The organism is Nocardioides euryhalodurans (genome assembly GCF_004564375.1).
GTDB lineage: Bacteria > Actinomycetota > Actinomycetes > Propionibacteriales > Nocardioidaceae > Nocardioides > Nocardioides euryhalodurans.
The window spans coordinates 3,622,998-3,647,990 of sequence record NZ_CP038267.1; the positions used below are offsets into that span (position 1 = coordinate 3,622,998).

At 72.4% G+C, this 24,993-nt stretch carries 24 protein-coding genes and 1 tRNA gene; 17 read left to right on the plus strand and 8 right to left on the minus strand.

Annotated elements, in window-relative coordinates; genetic code table 11:
• Positions 1-59 precede the first annotated feature (59 nt).
• The 3 genes from EXE57_RS17600 (at position 60) to EXE57_RS17610 (ending at position 1,780) form a co-directional block, all read left to right on the plus strand.
• Positions 60-422: a hypothetical protein gene (locus tag EXE57_RS17600; protein WP_135079770.1), complete on the plus strand. Its 363-nt coding sequence runs from the start codon at positions 60-62 to the stop codon at positions 420-422.
• 162 nt (positions 423-584) lie between these two features.
• A complete protein-coding gene (locus EXE57_RS20265) occupies positions 585-1,202 on the plus strand; it encodes a helix-turn-helix transcriptional regulator (RefSeq protein ID WP_135079772.1) in 618 nt (205 codons plus the stop codon).
• A 122-nt stretch (positions 1,203-1,324) separates the two neighbouring features.
• Entirely contained in the window at positions 1,325-1,780 is a 456-nt protein-coding gene (locus EXE57_RS17610) for a DUF6653 family protein (protein WP_135079774.1), read from the plus strand.
• Between the two features lie 107 nt (positions 1,781-1,887).
• Here the strand turns inward: EXE57_RS17610 and EXE57_RS17615 are convergent.
• Positions 1,888-1,964, minus strand: a tRNA-Arg gene (locus EXE57_RS17615).
• A 412-nt stretch (positions 1,965-2,376) separates the two neighbouring features.
• On the opposite strand from EXE57_RS17615, the gene EXE57_RS19865 reads away from it, so the two are divergent.
• Entirely contained in the window at positions 2,377-2,520 is a 144-nt protein-coding gene (locus tag EXE57_RS19865; protein ID WP_167305964.1) for a hypothetical protein, read from the plus strand.
• 37 nt (positions 2,521-2,557) lie between these two features.
• On the opposite strand, the gene EXE57_RS19870 is transcribed toward EXE57_RS19865, so the two are convergent.
• On the minus strand, positions 2,558-2,701 hold the full coding sequence (locus EXE57_RS19870) for a hypothetical protein (protein WP_167305965.1): 144 nt from the start codon (positions 2,699-2,701) through the stop codon (positions 2,558-2,560).
• A 240-nt stretch (positions 2,702-2,941) separates the two neighbouring features.
• Between EXE57_RS19870 and EXE57_RS17620 the strand changes: the two genes are divergently transcribed.
• A complete protein-coding gene (locus EXE57_RS17620; protein ID WP_135079776.1) occupies positions 2,942-4,633 on the plus strand; it encodes a CapA family protein in 1,692 nt (563 codons plus the stop codon).
• Positions 4,634-4,643: 10 nt separating this feature from the next.
• On the opposite strand, the gene EXE57_RS17625 is transcribed toward EXE57_RS17620, so the two are convergent.
• A complete protein-coding gene (locus EXE57_RS17625; RefSeq protein ID WP_244246888.1) occupies positions 4,644-6,017 on the minus strand; it encodes an aminopeptidase P family protein in 1,374 nt (457 codons plus the stop codon).
• Positions 6,018-6,077: 60 nt separating this feature from the next.
• On the opposite strand from EXE57_RS17625, the gene EXE57_RS17630 reads away from it, so the two are divergent.
• The 5 genes from EXE57_RS17630 (at position 6,078) to ettA (ending at position 12,970) form a co-directional block, all read left to right on the plus strand.
• Positions 6,078-7,199 carry a PrsW family intramembrane metalloprotease gene (locus EXE57_RS17630; protein ID WP_135079778.1) on the plus strand — a complete coding sequence of 374 codons (1,122 nt, stop codon included), beginning with the start codon at positions 6,078-6,080 and terminating at the stop codon, positions 7,197-7,199.
• The gene (locus tag EXE57_RS17635; RefSeq protein ID WP_244246889.1) at positions 7,196-8,941 is read left to right on the plus strand and encodes a dynamin family protein; all 1,746 of its coding nucleotides are present in this window, start codon (positions 7,196-7,198) and stop codon (positions 8,939-8,941) included. The genes EXE57_RS17630 and EXE57_RS17635 overlap by 4 nt, the downstream gene beginning before the upstream one ends.
• Before the next feature lie 39 nt (positions 8,942-8,980).
• Positions 8,981-10,636: a GTPase gene (locus tag EXE57_RS17640; protein ID WP_135079780.1), complete on the plus strand. Its 1,656-nt coding sequence runs from the start codon at positions 8,981-8,983 to the stop codon at positions 10,634-10,636.
• Positions 10,637-10,777: 141 nt separating this feature from the next.
• Positions 10,778-11,230, plus strand: a complete 453-nt coding sequence (locus EXE57_RS17645) for a single-stranded DNA-binding protein (RefSeq protein WP_135079782.1) — start codon at positions 10,778-10,780, stop codon at positions 11,228-11,230.
• Between the two features lie 57 nt (positions 11,231-11,287).
• A complete protein-coding gene (ettA, locus tag EXE57_RS17650) occupies positions 11,288-12,970 on the plus strand; it encodes an energy-dependent translational throttle protein EttA (RefSeq protein ID WP_135079784.1) in 1,683 nt (560 codons plus the stop codon).
• Between the two features lie 24 nt (positions 12,971-12,994).
• Here the strand turns inward: ettA and EXE57_RS17655 are convergent, their stop codons facing one another.
• Together EXE57_RS17655 and EXE57_RS17660 are read right to left on the minus strand one after the other, a co-directional pair.
• Positions 12,995-13,495 (minus strand): MarR family winged helix-turn-helix transcriptional regulator, encoded by a 501-nt coding sequence (locus EXE57_RS17655; RefSeq protein WP_135079786.1) that lies wholly within the window; start codon positions 13,493-13,495, stop codon positions 12,995-12,997.
• A 49-nt stretch (positions 13,496-13,544) separates the two neighbouring features.
• Positions 13,545-14,762, minus strand: a complete 1,218-nt coding sequence (locus EXE57_RS17660; RefSeq protein ID WP_135079788.1) for an acetyl-CoA C-acetyltransferase — start codon at positions 14,760-14,762, stop codon at positions 13,545-13,547.
• 152 nt (positions 14,763-14,914) lie between these two features.
• Here EXE57_RS17660 and EXE57_RS17665 point away from each other — a divergent pair, with 152 nt between their 5' ends.
• The 4 genes from EXE57_RS17665 to EXE57_RS17680 all read left to right on the plus strand — a co-directional run bounded on the left by EXE57_RS17665 (position 14,915) and on the right by EXE57_RS17680 (position 18,300).
• The gene (locus tag EXE57_RS17665; RefSeq protein ID WP_135079790.1) at positions 14,915-15,271 is read left to right on the plus strand and encodes a YciI family protein; all 357 of its coding nucleotides are present in this window, start codon (positions 14,915-14,917) and stop codon (positions 15,269-15,271) included.
• 151 nt (positions 15,272-15,422) lie between these two features.
• The gene (locus EXE57_RS17670; RefSeq protein WP_167305966.1) at positions 15,423-16,802 is read left to right on the plus strand and encodes an FG-GAP repeat domain-containing protein; all 1,380 of its coding nucleotides are present in this window, start codon (positions 15,423-15,425) and stop codon (positions 16,800-16,802) included.
• A gap of 44 nt (positions 16,803-16,846) precedes the next feature.
• A complete protein-coding gene (locus EXE57_RS17675) occupies positions 16,847-17,356 on the plus strand; it encodes a putative immunity protein (RefSeq protein ID WP_135079794.1) in 510 nt (169 codons plus the stop codon).
• A gap of 68 nt (positions 17,357-17,424) precedes the next feature.
• A complete protein-coding gene (locus EXE57_RS17680; RefSeq protein ID WP_135079796.1) occupies positions 17,425-18,300 on the plus strand; it encodes an acyl-CoA thioesterase in 876 nt (291 codons plus the stop codon).
• Here the strand turns inward: EXE57_RS17680 and EXE57_RS17685 are convergent.
• Together EXE57_RS17685 and EXE57_RS17690 are read right to left on the minus strand one after the other, a co-directional pair.
• Positions 18,266-18,658 (minus strand): globin, encoded by a 393-nt coding sequence (locus EXE57_RS17685; RefSeq protein WP_135079798.1) that lies wholly within the window; start codon positions 18,656-18,658, stop codon positions 18,266-18,268. The genes EXE57_RS17680 and EXE57_RS17685 overlap by 35 nt on opposite strands.
• A 20-nt stretch (positions 18,659-18,678) precedes the next feature.
• A complete protein-coding gene (locus EXE57_RS17690) occupies positions 18,679-19,713 on the minus strand; it encodes a mechanosensitive ion channel family protein (RefSeq protein WP_135079800.1) in 1,035 nt (344 codons plus the stop codon).
• A 144-nt stretch (positions 19,714-19,857) separates the two neighbouring features.
• Here EXE57_RS17690 and EXE57_RS17695 point away from each other — a divergent pair, with 144 nt between their 5' ends.
• Both EXE57_RS17695 and EXE57_RS17700 read left to right on the plus strand, forming a co-directional pair.
• Positions 19,858-20,199 carry a hypothetical protein gene (locus tag EXE57_RS17695; protein ID WP_135079802.1) on the plus strand — a complete coding sequence of 114 codons (342 nt, stop codon included), beginning with the start codon at positions 19,858-19,860 and terminating at the stop codon, positions 20,197-20,199.
• Complete coding sequence (locus tag EXE57_RS17700) at positions 20,186-20,566, plus strand: DUF5130 family protein (RefSeq protein WP_135079804.1); 381 nt, start codon at positions 20,186-20,188, stop codon at positions 20,564-20,566. The genes EXE57_RS17695 and EXE57_RS17700 overlap by 14 nt, the downstream gene beginning before the upstream one ends.
• Positions 20,567-20,659: 93 nt before the next feature.
• Here EXE57_RS17700 and pepN read toward each other — a convergent pair whose 3' ends face one another.
• Positions 20,660-23,203, minus strand: a complete 2,544-nt coding sequence (gene pepN / locus EXE57_RS17705) for an aminopeptidase N (protein WP_135079806.1) — start codon at positions 23,201-23,203, stop codon at positions 20,660-20,662.
• A gap of 145 nt (positions 23,204-23,348) precedes the next feature.
• Between pepN and EXE57_RS17710 the strand changes: the two genes are divergently transcribed.
• The gene (locus tag EXE57_RS17710) at positions 23,349-24,977 is read left to right on the plus strand and encodes a CHAP domain-containing protein (RefSeq protein ID WP_135079808.1); all 1,629 of its coding nucleotides are present in this window, start codon (positions 23,349-23,351) and stop codon (positions 24,975-24,977) included.
• Positions 24,978-24,993 lie beyond the last annotated feature (16 nt).

Consider the following 24,993-nt stretch of genomic DNA (forward strand, 5'->3'; position numbering starts at 1 on the left):
TGTCTGGAGGCGGACCGGACGAGGGAGAGGTCGTGGGGAGTGTGCGGAGTGGTGACGCATTGACGGACTATCCGCTGAGCCGGGTGATGGGCCTGGCGACCAGTGGCTACGCCGTGTACGCACTCCTCAGGCCCGGTCACCTCGCGCGGGCGCTGGGCGCCCGCCCCGGGGAACGGCGCTCGCTGGACCGGCTGGCGCGCACGTACGGCGTCCGCGACCTCGCGAGCTCCGCGCTGCTCCTGTCCTCGCGCCCGGCGCTGGCCCGCGCGGCCATGGGCCTGCGCATCGCCGGGGACCTCGGCGACTGCGCGGTGCTCGGAAGCAGCACCCCGGACCCTGCCACGCGGCGGAAGGTGATCGCCGTGACGCTCGGCTGGGCCGGCCTCAACGCCCTCGCCTGGGCACTCGACGAACGACCCTGAGGCTGCCCGGGCACGTCGTCAGCTGACCGCGATCGTCATCATCTCGTGGGTGATGCTGATGATCTTCGCTGTCAGGTATCGCCCCCGCGAGCCACGGTGACCCAAGCCGGCACCGGAGGTTCACCCCTCCGGGTGGCGACGCGATGGCCTAGGTTGCTGGACGTGCAACCAGTACGAACCCACGTGGTCGACGCCCACGAGATCGACGTCGCCGGCATCTCAGCCGTCCTCAGCCGCTTCGGGGAGCGGATCCACCTCGTCGACACCACCCACGACGCCGACGTCGTCCTCTACGGCGTGCGTGAGCAGCAGTCGGGACACGACGCCGACCTTCACGCCCTGCTGCGGAGCCACTCGGCGACCGTGATCCTGCTGGGCTGGCGGGCCACCTCTCCCCAGTCGGAGTGGGCGCTCTCCTGCGGAGCGCACGGCCACCTGTCCAAGACGCTCGGCGGCGACGAGCTGGTCGCGCGGGTGGAGCGGATGCACCGCGCCCGCGACCGGAGCAGCGGGTTCCCGGAGGACGGCCACTGCCACCCGGGGCTGCGGCTCGCCGGGCTGACCCCGCGTGAGCTCGAGGTGATCGGCCTGATCACCCAGGGGCTGACCAACCAGGAGATCGCCGACCGGGCCTACATCTCGATCAACTCGGTGAAGACGTACGTCCGCACGGCCTACCGCAAGATCGGCGTGGTCCGGCGTTCCCAGGCCGTCAGCTGGGGTGTCCAGCACGGACTCGACGTCGCCCACGACCTCGAGCGGGCCGGGGCCCCCGCCTGAGGCTGCCCCCGGGACGTCGGTCCCGGAGCTCGCGAGCTCGCGGGCGGCGTACGACGGTCGGGAGGTCCTCCGGGCCGGCCGGGTGCTGCTGAGGTTCACTGGGTCGGGAGGAGGACGCTCCGATGGAGGACCGGCGGACGGTCAAGCGGGCGGTCTTCGCGCGCCACAGCAACCCGTGGAGCGCCTGGACGAGGTGGGCGACTGCGCCGCTCATGCTCGTCCCGGTGTGGCGACGCAGCCCGCGCGACGCTGTGCTGGTCGGCGCCTGGCTGGCGGTCAACCCTGTGGTGTTCGGCGAACCCGCCCATGACCGGGCCTGGGCGACCCGGGCGGTGCTCGGTGAGGAGCAGTGGATCGCCGAGCGGCCGATGGACACCGCGATGGCGGTCGACCTCGCCGCGACCGCGGCGGGGCTCCTCGCGCTGGTCGCTGCCCGCCGGCGGCGCGCCCTGCCTGCCGCGGTGGCGACCGCCGTGGAGATGGGGCTGCTGCTGGTCTTCTGGGAGCTGATGGCTCGCTACCACGACCGCAACGCTGGTGCGGTGGACGGTCCCGGTCACGTCGCCGCGCGCTGGTGAGCACAGCGAGGCACGGAGGGCGTGCGAAGCAGGCTCGGGCGTGCCGGTGACCCCGACCGGGGGGGTGTCGCCCCTCACCCGAAGGCACCCAGGAGGAGAACCGGCGGTGGCGCCCCCGCCAGGACTCGAACCTGGGACCCGCGGATTAGAAGGCCGCTGCTCTGTCCAGCTGAGCTACGGGGGCAGCGGGCGCTCGTGGTCGACAGAACCCGTCAGGGTGGTTCAGCCGGCCAGTTCGGCGACCCGCAGGGGATTATGCCCGTCGGCCGCTTGGACGGCGCGCGGTGGTCCTCCTGCGGTGGCCGATGTCGCAGTCCTCGCTGATGCCGTCGAGCGGCACGCCGGTGGGGAAGCGGGCCTACAGTTCGTGAGTGCGTCGAAGAGTCACGGCCGTCGTGTGCGTGCTGTTGTTGGCACTTGCCCTCGTGGTGACGGCCCCGATCCTGTGGCTCGAGATCGATGAAGCCGCCGTGCCGCCCGCAACCGACGCTCCCGCGCTACCCGATGGGGTACGCGCCGTCCATCAGGGGGTGAGCTGCGCCTCCGGGGGGTGTTGGCGCGAGTGGAGGTTGAGCGGGCCACGGACGTGGTCGGAGGTGGAGGTCGCAGCCAGCGTCGGCATCTCGGGAGAGAGCTGCGCCGCCCGAAGCCTGCTCGATCGGCGCGTGGTCTGTACGTGGCTGAAGATCGTCGGTGACGAGGTCCGTCTCTTCCAGCAGTTCGACCGATCTCCGGGCTGACGGCCGCGGACGCGACCGTGTGGGGCCGCCGTACGAGTCACGCAGATCCGCCGCCGTCCCCGCCGTCGCCGCCGCCGTCCGCCTGGCCACCGGTCCTTCCGGCCCGGGGGTCACTGCGACGAGCGGACTCGACGACGAGCACGACGACCACGACGACGAGACCGACGATGAGGAAGATCACCGCGCTCCCCGCTTCCGCCAGGATGCGCAGCAGACTTCGCAGCTGACGAGCACGGAGCCTCCCTGAGTGTGGGCAGGGTGCGAGTCTGCCATCCGATCACGCTCCGCACGTGGACCGCGAGCGCCGCGCCTCCGGCTCCGCCTGGTCGCGCTGCGAACTCGGGGTGGCTTTCGTGCAACCGCAGCGCCCTGTCGAGCGTCTTCCTAGGTGAGGGCGTCCTCACCGTCCCGGGGGAGAGTCATGCACCGCACGGTCAGCTGGAGCGCCGTCGCCGTCGGCGTCGCGGTGCTCGCCGCTGCCTGCGCGACAGCAGCTCCCGTGCCCACGGAGCAGCCGCGCACGCCGGAGCAGACCGACGCTCCCGCCGCGGCCGGGACGCCCTCTCCCCGCGGCGCGGTCACGCTGGCCTTCGCCGGCGACATCCACTTCCAGCTCCAGGTCGCCGACCTCCTCGACGACCCCCGCGGCCTGGGGCCGACGAGCCGGGCGCTGGCGGGCGCGGACGTGGCCATGGTCAACCTCGAGAGCGCCGTCACCCGACGCGGCACGCCCGACCCCAAGCAGCTCGAGAACGCCGAGGACCGCTACTGGTTCCGGACACCGCCGGCGGCCCTGGACTTCCTGGCCGACGCGGGGGTCGACGTGGTCACGCTGGCCAACAACCACGGCGCCGACTACGGGCCCGTGGGCCTGCGGGACACGCTGCGTGCCGCGCGGACCGGGCCGGTGGCGGTGGTGGGGGTCGGTCGGGATCGCGACCGCGCCTTCGCCGCCCACCGGGTGACCGTGCGCGGCACCGACCTCGCGTTCCTCGCCGCCGACGCCTCGCCGCTGGAGAGCACGGCCAGCACCTGGTCGGCCGCACCGGGCACCCCCGGGATCGCCGCCGCCCGCGAGGCCCGGCCGCAGCAGCTCCTCGCCGCCGTGCGGCGTTCCGCGCGGACCGCTGACGTCGTGGTGGTCTACCTCCACTGGGGCCGCGAGGGCCAGGGCTGCCCCACCGCGATGCAGCGGGCGACCGCCAGGGCACTGTCCCGGGCGGGCGCCGACGTCGTCGTGGGGAGCCACGCCCACGTCCTGCTCGGGTCCGGCTGGCTGGGGGACACCTACGTCGGCTACGGCCTGGGCAACTTCCTCTGGTACCACGACCGCGAGCCCGACACCGGCGTCCTGCAGCTCACGGTCGAGGACGGTGCGGTCGTCGCGGACGACTGGGCACCGGCGCGGATCCAGCCCTGGGGACGGCCGGTGCCGCTCTCCGGTCGCGAGGCGACGCAGGCCGTCGCGGACTGGCGGGCGCTGCGCGGGTGCGCGCGGCTGGCCCCGGAGCCGGGCGGTGAGCCGGTGCCGGCGTACGACGCCTCGGTGAGTGAGCTCGGCCCCGCACTGCGGGCGCGGATGCGGAGCAGCCACCGCCCCGGGTGCCCGGTCGGCCTGTCCGACCTGCGGCACCTGCGGCTGCCCTACGTCGGATTCGACGGTCGGGAGCGGCTCGGCGAGATGGTGGTCGCGGCCGAGCACGCCGCCGACGTCGTCCGCGTCTTCGACCGGCTGCACCGGGCCCGCTGGCCGATCCGCCGGATGCGCCTCGTCGATGCGTACGGCGGCGACGACGACCGTTCCATGGCTGCCGACAACACCTCGGCCTACAACTGCCGCCGGGTCGCCGGCACCGACCGCTGGTCCGACCACGCGTTCGGTGCGGCGATCGACCTCAACCCGGTGCGCAACCCGTACGTCACGGGCGACGGCGTGGCGCCGCCGCGCGGTCGGGCCTTCGCCGACGTCGACCGCTCAGCACGCGCCAGGGTTCCACGTGGAGTCATCCACGCCGACGACGTCGTCGTCCGCGCGTTCGAGGAGGTCGGCTGGGAGTGGGGCGGCACCTGGGCCGACCCCGACTACCAGCACTTCTCCGCAGCAGGCGACTGAGACCGCCCGCTCAGCGGCGGGCGGCCATCCACTCCTCGACGGCCGCGGACGTGCGGGGGAGCGAGCCGGAGAGGTTCTCGTGGCCCTCGGCGGTGACGAGGATGTCGTCCTCGATGCGGATGCCGATGCCGCGCAGCTCCTCCGGGACGAGCAGGTCGTCCTCCTGGAAGTAGAGGCCGGGCTCCACGGTCAGGACGTAGCCCTCGGCGAGGGTGCCGTTGCGGTAGGCGTCGTCGGAAGCCCGGCCGCAGTCGTGGACGTCGAGTCCCAGCATGTGGCTGGTGCCGTGGAGCGTCCAGCGGGCGTAGACCTTCGAGTCGGGGTCGAGCGCCTCCTCGGCCGACACGGGCAGCAGGCCCATGCCCTCGAGGCCGTGGGCGAGCACCGTCATCGCGGCGTCGTGGGCGGCGAGGAACGGGGCGCCCGGGCGTACGGCCTCGATGCCGGCCTCCTGGGCCGCGAAGACGAGGTCGTAGAGGTCGCGCTGCAGCGGCGTGAAGCGGCCGTCGACCGGCAGCGTCCGGGTCACGTCGGCGGTGTAGAGGTTGCGGCCCTCGACGCCCATGTCGAGCAGCACCAGCTCGCCGGGCGTGATCGGGCCGGAGTTGTCGATCCAGTGCAGCGTCGTGGCGTGCTTGCCGCCGCCGACGATCGAGTCGTAGCCGATGTCGTTGCCCATGGCGCGCGCCCGTCGGAAGAAGGTGCCCTCGATCCAGCGCTCGCCGAACTCCAGCACCCGGTCCCACTCGGCGACGGAGTCCTCGAAGCCGAGCGTGGTGATGTCGCAGGCCTCGCGCAGCTGCTCGATCTCCCACTGGTCCTTGACCAGCCGCTGCTCGGAGGCGACCCGGGCGAGCTCGTCGTCGGTCGTGACGTCGCGGGTCTTGTCGTCGGCCAGCAGGTCGGGGAGGTCGTCGATGTGGCGGACCTCGATGCCGAGCGAGGACGACAGCTCGTGCACCGACGGGCGGCGGCCGGCCCACAGCTCGCCGTACTGGCGGTCGCGGAAGAACTCGTCGGTCTCCCGCGAGGAGCGGGGACGGGCGTAGAGGACGGCGTCGCCGGCCCCGGTCGCGTCCGACTCGACGACGAGGACCGCGTCGCTGGTCTGGTTGCCCGAGAAGTACGTGTGGTCGGTGTCGGACCGGAAGCGGTAGTCGGTGTCGTTGGCGCGCACCTTATAGGTGCCCGACGGGAACACCAGCCGCTCCCCGGGGAAGCTCGCCGCGAGCCGGCTGCGCCGCTGGGCGGCGAGGTCCGCGACCGGGTGGCGCGGCAGGTCGAGCTCGCGGTCGCCCCAGCCGGTGCGCATGAACGACTGCCACGCAGCGGGCACCTTGGGGTCGTGGGACTCGGTCTTGGGCTCGTGCTTCTCCTCGCTCACGACGGTCACTGTACGCCGAGGACTCGGGGACCCCGAAGTCCTCCAAGTAGGCTTCCCGGCATGCCGAGCAGCCGCCGCAGCAACACCCTGTTCACGGTCGTCGTGACCGTGCTGGTGTGCCTCGGCGCGCTCCCAGTGCTGCTCGTCCTGGGCCTCTCCGGCGCCCCGTCGTCACTGCTCCTGGCGACCGTCCTGGCCGCCCTCCCGGTGGGTCCGCTGGTGGCGTGCTACCTCTGGCTGGACCGCTACGAGCCCGAGCCGCGCCGGCTGCTGGCTGCCGCCCTGCTGTGGGGCGGGTTCGTCGCCACGGCCGCGGCCCTGCTCGTCCAGGGCCTCGGCGGCTTCGTCGTCGGCTTCACCGAGCAGCAGTCGCTCGCCATCGTGGCGCCGGTGACCGAGGAGCTCTTCAAGGGGTTGTTCCTCGTGCTGCTGCTGTGGTGGCGGCGCAACGAGCTCGACGGCATCCTCGACGGCATCGTCTACGCCGGGATGGTCGGCATCGGCTTCGCCTTCGTCGAGAACATCCTCTACCTCGCGGCGGCCTACGACGGCGCCGACGGGCTCGGCCCGGGTGGCACCTCCGCGCTGACCGCGACCTTCGTGATGCGCTGCCTCGTCAGCCCCTTCGCGCACCCCCTCTTCACGACCTTCGTCGGGATCGGCGTGGGCATCGCCGTCGGCAGCCGCAACGGCACCGTGCGGGTCGTCGCACCGCTGGTCGGCTACGTCCTGGCCGTGGTCACCCACGGCATCTGGAACGCGTCGACGCTGTTCGGCTTCACCGGCTTCCTCAGCGCCTACCTCGTCCTCATGGCACCCGCCTTCCTCGGCCTGATCGGCTTCGCCGTCTGGGCCCGCCGCTCCGAGCAGCGGATGCTGCACGCCTCGCTCGCCGACGCCGCCGGCCGCGGCCTGATCCCCGCCACCGACATCGGCTGGCTGGTGAGCCTGCAGGCGCGACGCCACAGCCGCGCGTACGCCCGCAGGCAGGGCGGTCCCGACGCCCACCGTGCGATGCTCGACTACCAGCAGGCCGCCGTCGAGCTCGGCTTCCTGCACCACCGCTACCTGCGTGGCACCCCGCCCCCCGACTTCGCCGCCCGCGGCCAGGCCTACGTCGAGCGGATCGCCGCCGCTCGCCCCTTCGTCTCCTTCCCCGGACAGGTGGTCCCCGCCCGATGAGCCAGCCCCAGACGGACAACACGCAGATGGTGACCGCGCTCGTGCAGCTGCGCGGTGCCCTGCAGGACGCGAGGCTGCCGCTGGAGCTGCCCAGCGCAGCCGGCGAGCGGGCCGGTCGTGCCGAGATGGTCGACCAGCTCGAGGACTACGTCATCCCGCGGCTGATGACCCTGGACGCGCCGCTGCTGGCGGTCGTCGGCGGATCGACGGGCGCGGGCAAGTCCACGCTCGTCAACTCCCTGGCCGGGCGCCGCGTCACCGAGCCCGGCGTGCTCCGCCCGACCACCCGGTCGCCGGTGCTCGTGCACAACCCCGAGGACGCCGAGTGGTTCGGCGCCGACCGGCTGCTCCACGACCTCGAGCGGGTCGAGCGGCCCACGACCGACCCCGGGGCGCTGCAGCTGGTCGCGGCCGACTCGATCCCGGTCGGCCTGGCCGTCCTCGACGCCCCCGACATCGACTCGGTCGAGGAGCAGAATCGCGCGCTCGCCGCACAGCTCCTCGCCGCCGCCGACCTCTGGCTCTTCGTGACCTCGGCCGCCCGCTACGCCGACCAGGTGCCGTGGGACTTCCTGCGCCGGGCCGCCGAGCGCTCCGCCGCGGTGGCGGTCGTGCTCGACCGGACACCCACCGAGGCGATCGACACCGTCTCCACCCACCTCGCCCGCATGCTCGCGAGCCGCGGGCTCAAGGACTCGCCGTTGTTCACGGTCACCGAGGAGGTCGTCAGCGACGACGGCCTGCTACCGGCCGAGTCGGTCGCCGAGATCAAGGGGTGGCTCGACTCCCTGGCCGCGGACGCCGACGCCCGGAGCATGGTCGTGCGGCAGACCCTCGAGGGGGCGGTCCGGACCCTCGCCCGGCGTACGCACGGGGTGGCGGACGCGGCCGCCGAGCAGGTGGCTGCCGAGCAGCGGCTGCGCGAGGACGCCGACACGGCGTACGACGACGCCATCGCCCGGGTCGGCGAGGCCAGCGCAGACGGGTCGCTGCTGCGCGGCGAGGTGCTGGCGCGCTGGCAGGAGTTCGTCGGCACGGGTGAGCTCCTCAAGTCGCTCGAGACCCGCGTCGGCTGGCTCCGCGACCGGCTGGTCAACGCCATCAAGGGGAAGCCGCAGCAGGCCGAGCGGGTCACGGTGGCCGTCGAGTCCGGCCTCGAGACACTGCTGCTCGAGCACGCCGAGGCCGCCGCCGAGCGGGCCGAGGCGTCCTGGCAGAGCCTCGCCCCGGGCCAGGCGCTGCTCGCCGATGCCGGCGAGGACCTCGGTCGTGCCTCGCGCGACTTCCGCCGCCGGGCCGAGCGCGCGGTGCGCGACTGGCAGCAGGGCGTGCTCGAGATGGTGCGCACCGAGGGCGCGGACAAGCGCGGCACCGCCCGCTTCCTCGCCTACGGCGTCAACGGGCTCGGCGTCGCGCTGATGGTCGTGGTCTTCGCCCACACCGGGGGCGCCCTGGTCGGCGCCGAGGCGGGGGTCGCCGGCGGCGCCGCCGTGCTCGGCCAGAAGCTGCTCGAGGCGGTCTTCGGCGACCAGGCTGTCCGCACGCTCGCCGAGCGTGCCCGGCTCGACCTCGAGCAGCGCACCCAGGAGCTGCTCGACGCCGAGCGCCGCCGCTACACCGACCTCCTCGACTCCCTGGCGATCGACTCCGATGCCCCCGACCGGTTGCGCGCCAGCGCCCGCCGGGTGGACGACCTGCGCTTCGCGACGGCTGGTCACGGTGGGCTCCACCCGGGGCAATAGGCTGGTCCCCGCACCGGCCGGCAGCATCCGAGGGAGACCATGACGTCCTTGCTGGAGGGGGCCAGGAAGCTGGTCACCCGTGGGACCGACGTCGGCTCCCGTCTCGAGGGCCTCGACGCCGCGGCCGCGGCTGCGCGGGGCCGGGTGGACGACACCGTGGTCGACGAGGCCGTCGCCGTCGTCGAGCGCGCCTCCGGCCGGCTGAAGCTCTCCGCGGACCACACCGTGGTCGCCCTCGCCGGGGCCACCGGCTCCGGCAAGTCCTCCACCTTCAACGCGCTCAACGGGCTCGACCTCGCGGCGGTCGGCGTCAGGCGCCCGACCACGTCGTGGGCCACCGCCTGCGTGTGGGGGACCGAGGGTGCCGACGAGCTCCTCGACTGGCTCGGGATCCCCGAGCGCCACCGGGTGGTGCGTGACTCGATGCTCGACGTCGGTCGCCAGGACCGCGACCTCGAGGGTGTCGTGCTTCTCGACCTGCCCGACCACGACTCCACCGAGGTGTCCCACCACCTCGAGGTCGACCGGCTCGTCGACCTCGCCGACCTGCTGGTCTGGGTCCTCGACCCCCAGAAGTACGCCGACGCGGCCCTCCACGACCGCTACCTCAAGCCGCTCGCCGGCCATCGCGAGGTGATGCTGGTCGTGCTCAACCACCTCGACACGGTGCCCGAGGCGCAGCGCGAGGGGATGCTGTCCGACGTACGCCGGCTGCTCGAGGCCGACGGCCTGGCCGGGGTGCCGGTGCTCGGCGTGAGCGCCCGCCACGGCACCGGGATGGAGCAGCTCCGCGCCGAGATCGTCTCGCGGGTGCAGGCCAAGAAGTCCACGCGCACGCGGATCGCCGCCGACGTCCGGGCGGCCGCGGAGCGGCTCGACGAGGCGACCGGCCGCACGAAGGTCGACAACCTCGCCGCGGAGCGGGTGCGGGCCCTCGAGGACGCCTTCGCCGAGGCGGCCGGAGTGCCGACCGTGGTGGCGGCGGTGGAGCAGTCGACCCGGCTGCGCGCCAACCGCGCCACCGGCTGGCCCGTCACGGCCTGGCTCTCCCGGCTCAAGCCCGACCCCCTCAAGCGGCTCCACCTCGACCTCGGCAAGGACGGCAGGCAGCTCACCGGTCAGGCCCGGACCTCGGTCCCCGAGGCCACCCAGGTGCAGCGCGCCCGCGTCGACACCGAGGTGCGGGCGCTCGCCGACGACGCCTCCGAGGGGATGGCGCGCCCGTGGGCGAACGCGGTCCGGTCCGCCTCGACCTCCCGGCTGGAGGAGCTCGGCGACCGGCTCGACGCGGCCCTCGGGGCGACCGACCTCCGCGTGGCCCGGATCCCGGTCTGGGCGGGCGGGGTCCGCGTGCTCCAGTGGCTGCTCATCCTGTCGGCGCTGGCCGGTGGGGTGTGGCTGGGCGTGCTCGCGGTGATGGGCTACCTCCAGCTCCCGGCTCCGGCCACGCCGGACTGGCGGGGGATCCCGCTGCCGACCCTGCTCCTGCTCGGGGGCGTGGCCGTGGGTGTCCTGCTGGCCCTGGTCTGCCGGCTGCTGGTCGGGCTCACCGCGCGGCGGCGCGCCCGCAGTGCCGACCGGCGGCTCCGGGCTGCCATCGCCACGGTGTCCGAGGAGCTGGTGGTGGTGCCGGTGCAGGACGAGCTCGCCGCGTACGGCGCGGTCCGCAGCGGACTGGACCGCGCGCTGCGCTGACCGGCCACGAGCCGTCCACAGTCCGCGCGGCCGACGTACTTCTCCACAAGCGCGGGGCGAGGGCGACCGCGCTGTCGGCGCGCCTTCGCAGGCTGGTGCGTGCGGGGTCGACCGGACCTCGCGCGACACGAGGAGACAGCGATGAACGAATCGATGGTGACCTTCCAGGGCTGGCTCGGGGCCGACGTCCGCAGCCGCCAGGCCGGGGGAGCGACGGTGACGTCCTTCCGGGTGGCGAGCACCCCGCGCCGGCTCAACCGCGCGAGCGGTGAGTGGCGTGACGGTCCGACGCAGTGGTACACGGTGAACGCCTGGCGCGCGCTCGGCGAGCACTGCGCGGCCTCGCTGCGGCGGGGCGACCCGGTCGTGGTGCACGGCCGGCTGACGCAGTCGACGTGGGTCAGCACCGACGGCGTCGAGATGACCTCCCTCGAGGTCGACGCCTCGTTCGTGGGCCACGACCTCAACCGGGGGACCAGCGAGTTCAGCCGGGCCGGTGGCCGGGCGGCCGCGGAGGTGCCGGCGGAGCCGTCCGCGGGGTCGTCGGCGGAGCTGGACGAGCAGGCCCCGGAGCCGCAGGACCAGGTGGCCTGAGGTGCGGCCGGCAGCGGATTGGGAGGGGTGCGCCCGCGCCCCGTAGGCTCCCGAGACATGGCTGAGTATGTGTTCACCCTGCGCAACGTGCGGAAGGCCCACGGCGACAAGGTGGTCCTCGACAACGTCACCCTGTCGTTCCTCCACGGCGCGAAGATCGGCGTCGTCGGCCCCAACGGCACCGGCAAGTCCACCCTGCTGAAGATCATGGCGGGCCTCGACCACGCCAACAACGGCGACGCGATCCTCGACCCCGACGCGACCGTCGGCATGCTCCAGCAGGAGCCGCCGCTGTCCGAGGGCAGGACCGTCCAGGAGAACGTCGAGGAGGCCGTGGCCGAGACCAAGGCCAAGATGGCCCGGCTCGACGAGCTCTACATGATGATGGGGGACCCCGACGCCGACCAGGACAAGGTCGCGACCGAGGCCGGTGACCTGCAGAGCGAGCTCGACGCCGCCAACGTGTGGGACCTCGACAGCCGCCTCGAGCAGGCGATGGACGCGCTGCGCTGCCCCCCGCCCGAGGTGCTCGTCGACAACCTCTCCGGTGGCGAGCGGCGCCGGGTGGCGCTGTGCAAGCTGCTGCTGCAGCAGCCCGACCTGCTGCTCCTCGACGAGCCCACCAATCACCTCGATGCCGAGTCGGTCCAGTGGCTGGAGGGACACCTGGCGTCGTACCCCGGTGCGGTCCTGGCCGTCACCCACGACCGGTACTTCCTCGACAACGTCGCGCAGTGGATCCTCGAGCTCGACCGGGGCAAGACCCACCCCTACGAGGGCAACTACTCCACTTACCTCGAGACCAAGAAGGACCGGCTCAAGATCGAGGGCCAGAAGGACGCCAAGCGCGCGAAGATGCTCGAGAAGGAGCTGGAGTGGGTCCGCTCCAACGCCAAGGCCCGGCAGACCAAGAGCCGCTCGCGTCTCGCGCGCTACGAGGAGATGGCGGCCGAGGCCGACCGGATGCGCAAGATCGACACCTCCGAGATCAACATCCCGGCGGGCCCGCGGCTCGGTGACGTCGTGCTCGAGGCCAAGGGGCTGACCAAGGGCTTCGAGGGCCGGACGCTCATGCACGACCTGTCGTTCTCGCTGCCGCGTGCCGGCATCGTCGGCGTGATCGGCCCCAACGGCGTCGGCAAGACGACGCTGTTCCGGATGATCACCGACCAGGAGCAGCCTGACGGCGGCGAGCTCACCGTCGGCAAGACCGTCAAGATCTCCTACGTCGACCAGAGCCGTGGCGGCATCGACCCGAACAAGAACGTCTGGGAGGTCGTGTCCGACGGTCTCGACTTCATCAAGGTCGCCAACTTCGAGATGAACTCGCGCGCCTACGTCGCGTCGTTCGGCTTCAAGGGTCCCGACCAGCAGAAGAAGGCGGGGGTGTTGTCCGGTGGTGAGCGCAACCGCCTCAACCTCGCGCTGACGCTCAAGATGGGCGGCAACATGCTGCTGCTCGACGAGCCGACCAACGACCTGGACGTCGAGACCCTCTCGAGCCTCGAGGACGCGATCCTCGACTTCCCCGGCTGCGCCGTGGTCACCTCCCACGACCGGTGGTTCCTCGACCGTGTCGCGACCCACATCCTCGCGTGGGAGGGCGACGACGAGGACGACGCCAAGTGGTTCTGGTTCGAGGGCAACTTCGCGGCCTACGAGGAGAACAAGGTCGAGCGGCTCGGGGTCGAGGCGGCGCGTCCGCACCGCGTCACCCACCGCCGGCTCACGCGCGACTGACCGCGCCGCGACGGGGTCGGCGGCTCAGGCCTCCGACCCGTCGCGGATCTCCATCTCCGGGTGGGCCGCGATGAGGTGGTCGGCGACCGCGTTCATGACGCGCCCGACCGCCCGGAAGTCCTCCTCGCTGGCCAGGTCGACCAGGTGGGCACGCACCCCGTTCACGTGGGTCGGCGCCATGGCCCGCAGCAGGTCCATGCCCTCGTCGGTCATGGCGCAGACGATGCCGCGTCCGTCCTCCGGCGACTTCCCCCGCTCGACGAGGCCGGCCTTCTCCAGCCGCTTGACGGTGTGGGTGACCCGGCTGCGGCTGTGGGCGACGGAGTCGGCGAGCTGCGCCATCCGCATGCACCGTCCCTCGCGCTCCGACAGCCGGACCAGGATCTCGTACTCCGCCAGCGAGATGCCGTGGCGTCGTGCCAGGTCGCTGTCGAGCCGGTCGAAGAGCAGCGTCGTCCCCAGCACCAGGGCTCGCCAGTCACGCTGCTGGTCGACGTCGAGCCACTGAACCCCCGAATCGTCCATGGCGTGACCCTAGCGCCGGACCCGCCCCTGCGGCGGGTCCGGCGACACGTCACACGCGCTCGAGGATCAGGGCCATGCCCTGCCCGCCGCCGACACACATCGTGATCAGCCCGGTGGACTTGTCGTGCCAGTCCAGGCTGTTGAGCATCGTGTTCTGGAGCCGGGCGCCGGTCATGCCGAAGGGGTGGCCGACCGCGATGGCACCGCCGTTGACGTTGAGGCGGTCCAGGTCGATTCCGAGGTCCTGGTAGGACGGCACGACCTGGGCCGCGAAGGCCTCGTTGATCTCGACCAGGTCGATGTCGCCGATGCTCATGCCGGCGTGGGCGAGCGCCCGCCTGGTCGCCTCGACCGGGCCGAGTCCCATGATCTCCGGAGACAGCCCGCTCACTCCGGTGGAGACGATGCGGGCCAGGGGGGTGAGGCCGAGCTCGGCCGCCTTCGTGTCGGACATGATGACGACGGCCGCGGCGCCGTCGTTGAGGGCGCAGCAGTTGCCGGCGGTGACGACGCCGTCGGGCCGGAAGACCGGCTTCAGCCCGCTGACCGCGTCGAGCGTGACACCAGCCCGCGGCCCGTCGTCGGCGCTGACGACCGTGCCGTCGGGAGTGGTGACGGGGGTGATCTCGCGCTGCCAGAAGCCGTCTGCGAGCGCCTTCTCGGCGAGGTTCTGGGAACGTACGCCGAACTCGTCGAGCTCTTGCCGGCTCAGCCCGCGAAGCGAGGCGACGTTCTCGGCCGTCTGGCCCATCGCGACGTAGATGTCGGGGAGCTGCTCGTCCTCACGCGGGTCGTGCCAGGGGTCGCCACCACCCTGGGCCGCCTTCTCCGTCCGCGCCAGGGCGTCGGCGAAGCGGGGGTTCTGGGTGTCGGGCCAGTGGTCGGAGGTGCCCTTGCGGAAGCGCGACACGGTCTCGACCCCGGCGGACACGAAGACGTCGCCCTCCCCGGCCTTGATCGCGTGGAAGGCCATCCGGGTGGTCTGCACCGACGAGGCGCAGTAGCGCGTGACGGTGGCGCCCGGCACCTGGTCCATGCCGTTGATGACGTTGACCACGCGGCCCATGTTGAAGCCGGACTCACCGCCGGGCAGGCCGCACCCGAGGTAGAGGTCGTCGACGTCCGCCGGGTCGAGCGCCGGCACCTTGTCGAGCGCCGTACGGACGATGCCTGCCGCCAGGTCGTCGGGCCGCAGGTCCGTGAGGGAACCCTTGTTGGCCCGGCCGATGGGGGTGCGGGCAGCGGACACGATGACGGCTTCGGGCATGGCGACTCCGATCTCGGGGATGAACAACTCCGTCACCCTAGTCCGCGACACGTCGCAGGAACCGTCCGGTACAACAGTGTCGAATTCGCCCGTCGCCGTTCGTGGACCTGGTGAACGCGGTCCGTCGGGGCCGCACCACAGAAGGAGCAGTCATGGCCGAGTACCTCCTGTACTTCAACCAGCAGTGGGTGGGCGACCACACCGAGGAGTGGTTCCGCGGGCGCGCGCCGCTCGCACTCGGGGTCGTGGACGAGATGAAGGCGGCCGGCGTGTACGTCTTCGCCGGCGGGCTGGAGGAGGGCGGCCCGGTCCATGGCGTCGACCCCACCGGTGGCGAGGTGGTGATCACCGACGGACCGTACGCCGAGACCAAGGAGTGGCTGGGCGGGTTCGCCGTCGTGGACGTGCCCGACGAGGCGGCAGCGTTGACGTGGGCCGCCAGGATCGCCGAGGCATGTGGCTGGCCGCACGAGGTGCGCCGCTTCGGTTCGCAGCCCGCGATCGAGTGACGGGGCGCACGACGCCGTGTCGTCGAGCCGTTGCCGGACCGGGAGCCTGACGATTACGCTCGACGGTCTCCGAACACCATCAGCAGGGCATCGGGCCCGCGTCTCGGGTGTGGATCGTGTCGGACGCGATCGGGGGATCATGATGCGCACCGTGCTCGTACCCAGCCTTGCCCTCTCCGTGCTCGTCGGGCTCAGCCACGGACTCCCGGCGCGGGGTGCCTCGACGGGCGGAAGCCGGGTGCTGCCTGCGGGCAGGCCCATCCAGGACTTCGCCGCCGGGCCCATGGGTTCCGCGACGGCGCGCGAGGCCGAGCTGAGATCCTCCCGGTTGCGCGCCCGGCCGCGGGTGCGTGGCATCACCCTCCAGGTGGACCCCCGACGAGAGGGGTTGGGGGCGTACTCCCAGACGTGGGGTGACAGTCTCGTCTTCGACAAGAACCGCGACGGGAACCCGGACGTCCTCCTCTCGTTCCACACCCGGCCGTGGGAGATCTGGCTGGGGAACAGCCGCGGGGGGTTCACGTTCGACCGGTACCTGTCGCGGACCGACCGTCATCAGTGCGCGACGGCCGACTTCGCCGGGCCGGACGACGCACGCCCGGACGGGCGGCCCGACCTCTATTGCGTCCGCGGCGCCAACAACGGCACGGTCTCGGACAAGAGGAACGAGCTGCTGATCCAGCAGCCTCGCGGTGGCTTCGAGAACGTCGTGTCCTCGTGGGGGGCCCGAGATCCTTCAGGACGGGGACGAGCAGTCTCGATCCTCGACATCCGCGGCAATGGACGACCCAGCCTGTTCGTGGGCAACCTGGCGCCCGCTTCCCATCCGAGCAGGGACCACATCTTCGTCAACAGGGGCAAGCGGTTCGTGGAGAGGCGCACCGGTGGGCTGCCGTCGGTGCAGAACACACGCTGCTCGTCGACCGGGGACTTCGATCGCGACGGTCGCCAGGACTTCCTGTCCTGCTCCTACTCGCTGCGCCTGTACGAGAACCGCACGACCCGGGCCGGACGGGTGTCCTATCGAGAGGTGGCCCGGGACGAGGTCATTCCTGCACGGCGGTGGCAGGACGCCGGGCTCGTCCACCTGAACCGTGACCGATGGCCGGACCTCGTGACCGTCTCCAACCTCGCTCTGGAGGTACGCCTCAATCGTCGGCAGTCACCGCACTTCCCGCAGGTGGACTTCAGCTTCCCTCTGAGCGCGGGCTTCAGCTTCTGCAGCGGTCGCGCCAACGGCGACACCGCAACGGACCTGCTTGTCGTCCAGAAGCTGGTGTCGCCTGACGACAGGACCCAGCAGCGGGACTGGATGCTCGTCAACGCGGGCAGGGGCCAGCGCTTCCGGGCGCTGCCCGTGCCTCAGCCGGCGATGCGGAGGGGGCGCAACGGCAACGGTGACACCTGCAGCGCCATCCCGGGCTATCGCGGCAACCGGGCGGCGTGGACGATCAGCAACGGAAGGTCTATCCCCAGCCCCGAGGAGCAGCGCTACCGCGGCTACCGTCAGCTCGTCATCCTGACCCGTTAGAGCCGCCCGGGCGCGAAGGCGCTGCTCGGGAAGGAGCGCCGTCCATGATCCTGCCGAAGGTCCGCGACCCCCGGTTCGTCACGATCCGGCGCGGAGGCACCCTCACCGACGCCGACCACCATCTCCTCACGCTGTGGGCTGCCGCGTGCGCGGAGCACGTCCTGCCGTTGTTCGAGTCGGCGCGGCCCGACGACCCGCGACCGCGCGAGGCGATCGAGCACGCCCGCGCGTGGGTCCGTGGTGAGGTCCCGATGATGCAGGCCCGCGCCGCAGGCGGGCACGCCATGGGTGCGGCCAGGGAGCTGCGCGGTGCGGCCCGGCACGCTGCGTACGCCGCGGGTCAGGCCGGCGCCGTCGCGCACGTCGCGGCGCACGAGCTCGGGGCGGCTGCGTACGCGATCAAGGCCGCGCGGGCGGCGGAGGGGGAGTCCGAGGCGGCCGGTCGGGACGAGTGCCGGTGGCAGCGGGACCAGCTCCCCGAGGAGATCCGTGAGCTCGTCCTCGACGACCAGCGGTTGCGCAACGACCTCTGCTGGTCGGTCTTCGACTGCTGACCTCCTCGCTCGACGCCTGAGTGCGGACGGTGGGCGTCCCGACGCGCGGACTCTGGCAGAGTCGAGGGGTGCGCCACCGCTACGAGTGCCCGATGCGCTGGGCCGACCTCGACCTGCTCGGCCACGTCAACAACGTGGTGTACGTCGACTACCTCCAGGAGGCGCGGGTCGACCTGCTGCGCCACCACGGGCCGGCGGTCCAGTCGGGGGAGGGTCTGGTGGAGGGGGTGGTGGTCGTCCGGCACGAGGTGTCGTACCTGGCTCCGCTGCTGTTCGGCCGGGAGACGGTCTCCATCGAGGTCTGGGTGACCGAGGTCAGGGCAGCGTCGTTCACGCTGGCCTACGAGATCTTCCACGAGCACGACGGCGCGCGACAGGTCTACGCCCGAGCCAGCACCCTGCTGACCCCGTACGTGTTCGCGACCGAGCGGCCCCGTCGGCTCTCGACCGCGGAGCGGGAGGCCCTGGAGCCGTACCTCGAGCCCGGCGAGCCGGTTCGGACGCGGCGCCACGAGCCGGTGCGCGACGAGCTCGGTCACTACCCCGTCCACGTCCGCTTCTCCGACGTCGACGTCTACGGTCACACCAACAACGTGAAGTACTTCGAGTACTTCCAGGAGTCGCGGATCCGGTTGTTCGGCCGGCTGTGGGAGGGGCTGGGCCAGGACGGTGGGCCGCCGCCGGTCGTGGTGGCCCAGATCGACGTCGACTACGCCGTGCCGATCCTGCTCCGTCCCGAGCCGTACGACGCCTGGACCCGCGTCGCCCACCTCGGGTCGACGTCCATGACGCTGGAGGCCGAGATCTGCGACGGGGACGACGTGCTGTCCCGGGCGCGGGTCGTCGTCGTGTTCGTGGATCCCGCCACCGGCCGTCCGTCCGCCCCGGCGGAGGGCTACCGGGAGCGGCTCACTGCGGCGGTGTCGGCTGCTCGAACGTGTTGACCATGAACTGCGCTGCGTGGGTGACGTAGTCCCAGAACCGCGCGTCCTGCTCCGGGGTGAGGTCGACCGCGTCGAGCCCCTCGCGGAAGTGGACCAGCCAGCGCTGCGCCGCCTCGGGGGTCACCGCGAAGGGCGCGTGGCGCATCCGGAGGCGCGGGTGCCCACGGGTGTCCGAGTAGGTCGTGGGCCCGCCCCAGTACTGGACGAGGAAGAGCAGGAAGCGCTCCTCGGCCGGACCGAGGTCCTCCTCGGGGTAGAGCGGGCGCAGCACCTCGTCGGTGGCCACGCCCTCGTAGAAGCGGTGGACGATCCGCCGGAACGTCTCGAACCCGCCGATCTCCTCGTAGAACGTGGTCACCGGCTCATTGTGCCGGGCGGTCACGAGGTCGGCTCGCCCGCGGTCGACGCGGCGTCGGCCGGCTGCTCCTCGCCGGGTGCACCGCGGTGCCAGACCATGCGCTGCGGGTACGGGATCTCGATGCCCTCGTGGTCGAAGCGCGCCTTGATCCGCTGACGCATCTCGCGCGCCACGGCCCACTGCTCGAGGGGGGCGGTCTTGAGCGCCACCCGGACGACCACGCCGTCGACGCCGAGCTCCTGGACGCCCCAGACCGAGGGCTCCTCGATGATGACGCCCCGATAGTCGTCGTCCTCCCACATGTCGTGGGCGACGTCCTCGAGCACGCGGCGCACCCGGGCGAGGTCCTCGTGGTAGGCGACGGACACGTCGATGACGCTGCGCGCCCAGTTCTGGGACATGTTGCCGACGCGGACGATCTCGCCGTTGCGGACGTACCAGACGGTGCCGTTGACGTCGCGCACCCGCGTCACCCGGAGGCTGACCGCCTCCACGGTGCCGCTCGCCTCGCCGAGGTCGACCTCGTCGCCGACGCCGTACTGGTCCTCGAAGACCATGAAGATGCCGGCGAGGTAGTCGCTGACCAGGCTCTGGGCGCCGAAGCCCAGCGCGATGCCGACGATGCCGGCGCTGGCGATGATCGGGCCGACGTTGACGCCGATCTCGGCGAGCACCATGGTGCCGATCACGGCGAGCAGGACGCCGGTGATGACGCTCTTGAGCAGCGAGCCCATGGCCTTCGCGCGCTGGACCCGGCGGGTGGCGGTCGCCAGCTCCGTGGGGGAGGGCATCTTGGCCTTGCCGGCACCGAGCGAGAGACGGCCCACGCGGGCGGTCAGCGCCCCGGACTCGGCCCGGGCGACCAGCCGGTCGACCAGCCGGCCGAGAACCCAGCGGAGCACGAAGAAGAGGATGAGCAGGCCGGCGATGGCCAGCGGCGTGCCGACCAGCAGGTCGGCGGCCCAGGCCGCCTGGTCGTTGCCCGTCCAGTCGAGGACGGTGTTGCAGACGTACTCCTCGTCGGTGCACGGGTCGGTCGTGACTATCTGCAGCATCCATCCAGTATGTCGACCTCGTGCCCCACGTCGAATCGGTGCACGCGGGGCCGCGCCAGGTGTGACGGAGTCGACGTCGCCCGCCGGCGTACGCCCTCGCGGGCGGCTGGACCGAACGGGCGGGGACTCCGATATCCTCCCCTCGTGACCTCGACGCTGACCCGCCGCATCACCCTCCTGCTCCTCGCGTCCGCGCTGCCCGTCCTGGTGGCAGCGCCCGCCGGCGCGGAGGTCCCGGAGGGCTGGAGCACTCCCGAGGACGTGAGCCTGCTCCAGATCCTCGTGGTCGTGGCCGGCATCCCGCTCGTGCTGTTCGCACTCATCACGCTCGCCGTGCTGCTGCCGGCCCTGACCCGTGGCGAGAAGCTGCTGCCGAGCACCGAGAGCAAGGACCAGTGGTTCGGCGGTCCGGGCGGCTCGGCCGGCGAGCTCGAGCCGGCTGGCCGGCAGACCGGGACGACCGGTGGGGCCAGTGGCAGCTGGTGAGCTCCGGTCCTCGGACCGTCACGAGATCGACACCGCGATCCGGGCGGCGGAGCAGGCGAGCCGCTACGAGTTCTCGGTCTTCGTCGGGAAGGCCGACGGCGCACCCCGCGAGTTCGCCACCCGGCTCCACGCGGCCTCGGTCGCCCCGGACCGCAGCGTCCTGATCCTGGTCGACCCCCGCGCCCGCGTGATCGAGGTCGTCACCGGGGCCGACGTACGCCGCACCCTCGACGACCAGTCAGTCGAGCTGGCCGTGCTGCAGATGCGCAGCTCGTTCGCCGAGGGCGACCTCGTCGTCGGCCTGGTCCGCGGGATCGCCCAGCTCGCCGAGCACGCGCGCGCCCCGCAGACCCGCCACGCCCACTGATCCCGCGGCGGCGCCCTCGGGTTGCCCGACAGCTGACCGCGAACATCATCATTTCGTGAGCGGGAACGATGATCTTCGCGGTCAGCTATCCGCTCAGGCCCGGGCGTCCCGCTCCTGGGCAGCCAGCGCGCGGACGACGTCGGCGCGTCCCTCACTGACGTAGCGCCGCGCGCCCGGGGCGGCCGAGGTCGTGGCCAGCCAGGCGTCGACGGTCTCGAGCAGCTCCGGCGAGGCCAGCGGCTTCGGGAAGATGTGCTCCAGCGCGACCGACGCCTTGTGGGTGCCGATCTCGTCCCACAGCGTCTCGGCCGCCTCGAAGTACTTCGCGACGTACGGCCCCAGCACGTCGGTCTGGTCGGGGCGCATGAAGGACAGCACGATCGACCGCGAGGTCTCGTTGGGCGTCGTCTTGTCGACGACCGCCGCCCAGGCCTCGGCCTTGGCCTCGGCCGTCGGGCGCGAGGCCCGCGCGGCGGCGGCCTTCTCGCGGCCCGAGATCGTGTGGTCGCGGGCGAGCTCGGCGGCGATCTCCGCCTCGTCGGCACGCCCCGCCCGGGCCAGGCCCGTCAGCAGCGACCAGCGCAGGTCCTGGTCGACGTCGAGCCCCTCGAGGGTGGCCGTGCCGTCGAGCAGCGCCGCCAGGTGGTCCAGCGCCTGCGGGCTGCGGGCGGCCGCGGCGTACTGGCGGACGAAGGTCAGCTGGTGGTCGCTGCCCGGCACAGCGTCCTCGGCGAGGGCGCGCAGCCCCTCCTCCCACTCGGCCTTGAGCGCGTCGCGGTGCTCCGGTGCGGAGTAGGTGCTGGCCGCGAGCGCGGCGAAGCGGGGGAGGCTCGACAGGCCCGAGGGGTCGGTCTCGGCGCCGATGTTGCGCAGCACGAGGTGCACGAAGTCGGTCGCCCGCATCTGGGCGTCGCGCGTCATGTCCCACGCTGCCCCCCAGCACACGGCCCGCGCCAGCGAGTCGTCGAGCCGACCGAGCTCGGTGACCGCGGTCTCGAGGGAGCGCTCGTCGAGCCGGATCTTGGCGTACGTGAGGTCCTCGTCGTTGAGGATCAGCAGGTCGGGCTGCGGCACCCCGGCGAGCTGGGGGAGCACGGTGAGCTCGCCCTGGACGTCGACCTCGAAGCGGTCGCGGCGCACCAGGGAGCCGTTCACGTCGTCGTAGAGGCCGATCGCGATCCGGTGCCGGCGCAGGGTCGGCCAGTCCGGGTGGGCGCTCTGGCGTACGGCGAAGCTCGCGTAGCGGCCGGCCTCGTCCAGCTCGAACTCGGGCGCCAGCGTGTTGACCCCCGCGGTCTGCAGCCACTCGGTGGCCCAGCCCTCGAGCTCGCGGCCCGAGGACTTCTCCAGCGCGGCGAGCAGGTCCGCGAACTGGCTGTTGTCGTAGGCGAAGGCGTGGAAGTAGTCGGTCAGCCCGGCGAGGAACGGCTTGAGCCCCACCCAGGCGACGAGCTGCTTGAGCACCGCCGCCCCCTTGGCGTAGGTGATCATGTCGAAGTTGACCTCGACCGCGTGGAGGTCGACGTTGTCGGCCGCGATCGGGTGCGTGCTCGGGAGCTGGTCCTGGCGGTAGCCGGTCTGCTTCCGCGAGTTGGTGAAGCCGGTCCACGACTCGGTGAAGTCGGTGGCCTCGACGGCCGCGTGGTAGCAGGCCCACTCGGCGAAGGACTCGTTGAGCCAGAGGTCGTCCCACCACTTCATGGTCACCAGGTCGCCGAACCACATGTGGGCCATCTCGTGGAGGATCACCGAGGCGCGGAACTCGTAGAACGAGCGGTCCTGGCGGCTGCGGGGGAGGTACTCGTCGCGCAGCGTCACGCAACCGGCGTTCTCCATCGCGCCCATGTTGTACTCCGGCACGTAGAGCTGGTCGTACTTCTCGAACGGGTAGGGGTAGCCGAAGGCGTCCTCGAAGAACTCGAAACCCTGCCGGGTGAGCAGCAGCAGCTCGTCGAGGTCGAGGTGCTCGACCAGCGACTGCCGGCAGTAGTGCCCGAGCGGGATCGTGCCGTGCCTCCCCACGTAGGTGTCGAGCACCTCGTGGTACTCGCCTGCCACGACCGCGGTGATGTAGGTCGACATCCGCTTGGTCGTCGGGAAGTGCCAGACGGCCGCGCCCTCACCGGCCGGCACCGGCTCCGGGGTCGGCGCGTTCGAGACGACCCGCCAGTGGGCCGGCGCGGTCACGTTGAAGGTGAAGACGCTCTTGAGGTCGGGCTGCTCGAAGGTGGCGTAGACGCGGCGGGCGTCGGGCACCTCGAACTGGCTGTAGCAGTAGACCCGGTCGTCGACGGGGTCGACGAAGCGGTGCAGGCCCTCGCCGGTCCGGCTGTAGGTGCAGTCGGCCACCACGACGAGCTCGTTGCTCGCGGCGAGGCCGGTCAGCGCGATCCGGCTGTCGGAGTACGCCGTCGCGGGGTCGAGCTCGGTGCCGTTGAGCGTGATCGAGTGCACGGTGGCGTCGACGAGGTCGACGAAGGTGTCGCTGCCGGGACGCGCGCACTCGAAGCGGATCGTCGTCGTCGATCCGAAGGTCGTCGCGCCCGTGGTGAGGTCGAGGTCGACGGTGTAGGACGTCACGTCGAGCAGGTCCGCGCGGGCCGTGGCCTCGTCGCGGGTGAGGTTCGTTCCCGGCATGACCGCGATCCTCTCACCGGGTCGGGTAGCCGCCGAATTGGGCGGCGTGCGCGGGGGTGGAGGGCCTGCCGGGACGGGTGGGGCATCTGAGAATTCTGGTGCGAACTGCTGCGCGCCTCCTTGACATCGGGTTGAATCGCTCCCCGTGACCCCGCCCCCCCGGTCTCCTCTCGCGGCACTGACAGCGGCCCTGCCCCTGTCGCTGCTGCTGGTGATGCTGCTCACGCTGCTCTCCCCGCTGCCCTCCGCCACCGCCGCGAGCAGCTATCTGTGCACCGGCTACGACAGCTGCCAGGACCGCGGCTACGGCCACTTCGGCTACAAGCGCGCGAACGACCGGATGTGGTGGCGGATGTACTCCGGCCACAACTGCACCAACTACGTCGCCTACCGCCTGGTCCGGGGCGGCATGTCCGCCGAGCGGCCGTGGAGCGGCAGCGGCAACGCCTCCAACTGGGGACCGGCCAACCGCCGCATCACCGACGACACCCCGATGGTCGGTGCCGTCGCGTGGTGGCGGGCCAACGTCCCCGGGGCGGGGTCGTCCGGCCACGTGGCGTACGTCGAGCGGGTCGTGTCCGCACGCAGGATCGTGGTCTCCGAGGACAGTTGGGGTGGGGACTTCCACTGGCGCACCATCACCAAGCGCGGGACCGGCTGGCCCTCGGGCTTCGTGCACTTCGACGACCGGGAGGTGCGCGCCACCTCCGACCCGGTGGTCACCGGCACCCCGGCGATCGGCGCCACCCTCCGCGTCGACCTCGGTCGCTGGACGCCGACCGCGACCACCTCGGTGCAGTGGCTGGCCGCGGGCAAGCCGATCGAGGGCGCGACCGCGACCTCCTTCACCCCGACGCTCGCCCAGCGCGGCAAGCGGCTGACCGCCCGGGTGTCGGCCACGGCCCGGGGCCACCTCCCGGGCCGCGAGACCACGGCGCCGACCACCCGTGTCGTCCGCGGCACCCTGGCCACCGCGGTCGCGCCCACCGTCTCCGGCACGCCGCAGGTCGACGAGGTGCTCGAGGTCCTGCCGGGCTCGCTCACGCCGTCCGCGACGACCCGCACCTTCCGGTGGTACGCCGACGGGCAGCGGATCGAGGGCGCCGACGCCCGCAGGCTGCGGCTGCGCCAGGAGCACATCCGCAGCCGGATCACCGCCACCGTGGTCTCGACCCGCGAGGGCTACCGCCGGCACTCCGTCAGCACCGCGGCCACGACCCGGGTGGCGGCCGGGGAGTTCGACGTCACCACCCCGTTCGCGCTGTCCGGCACCCCGCGGCTCGACCGGCGCCTCGAGGTGGCGGCCGGGACGTTCGCCCCGGCGGGCGCCACCGTGACCCACACCTGGCTCCGCGACGGCGAGCCGATCCCGCGGGCGACCGGGAACGCGTACGTCGCGACCGTGGACGACGTCGGCCACCGGCTGTCCGTGCGTGTCGACCTGCAGCACCCGGGCTACCGCGACCACACGGTCACGATGGCCGCGGCCGGTCCCGTGGTCACGCCGGCGACGCTGCGCCTCGGCGCGACCGGCCGGCGCGGCCGCGCGGTCGTCGTGCTGCGGGTCGCCGCGGCCGGCGTCCCCGGGCCGCGGGGCGAGGCGACCCTCCGGATCGGGCGTACGTCGGTCACCGGCGACGTCGTCGACGGCCGGCTGCGCGCCGTGCTGCGGGGGATCGCCCCGGGGCGTCACACGGTCCGCGCGTCGTACACCGGCACCGGTGTGGTGGTGGGCGGCAAGGCCACGACGACGGTGCGGGTGCCCCGCCGCTGACGGAATAACGGTCCCG